Raw genomic sequence first — 542 nt, 5'->3', positions numbered from 1 at the left:
TGCTGGATCGCGTGGTAGAGCGCGTTGCTGCACGTCCAACTAAAGACGATCTTTTCTACAATGCCAGCGTTTAAATCTCGAATCGAATCTGCTCTTTCTGCTCGTAAAGCGCAAGGGTTGAATCGTTCAATGAATGTGGTACTCGCCGGGAACCAATCGATTTTAGAACATGAAGGTAGACGCTACATCAACTTCTCAAGCAACGATTATTTGGGCTTAGCCAATGACCAAGCGCTTGTACGTGCTTGGCAGCAAGGTCTGAGCGTTTATGGCAGTGGCAGTGGGGCATCACCCATGGTCACTGGCTTCAGTGCTGCGCACAGCAACTTAGAAGCGGCGTTAACTGAATGGTTGGGCTTCGAGAGGGCGGTATTATTTGGTTCTGGTTTCAGCGCTAATCAAGCGTTGCTTTTTACCCTGCTAGAAAAATCAGACGTATTGATTCAAGACCGATTAAACCACGCATCTTTGATGGAAGCAGGGTCACTGTCAACGGCGAAAATGAAGCGTTTTAAGCACAACGACATTAAGCATTTAGAAAC

1 protein-coding gene is annotated in these 542 nt (G+C 47.2%); it reads left to right on the top strand.

The features are described 5' to 3' along the window. Nucleotides 1–60 precede the first annotated feature (60 nt). On the top strand, nt 61–542 hold a 482-nt coding region (locus tag R7Z47_RS26505; protein ID WP_318130979.1), incomplete at its 3' end, for an aminotransferase class I/II-fold pyridoxal phosphate-dependent enzyme.

Source organism: Vibrio sp. 1641, assembly GCF_033339995.1.
Taxonomy (GTDB): Bacteria; Pseudomonadota; Gammaproteobacteria; order Enterobacterales; family Vibrionaceae; genus Vibrio; species Vibrio alginolyticus.
This window is presented reverse-complemented; position numbering and strand designations above follow the sequence as displayed.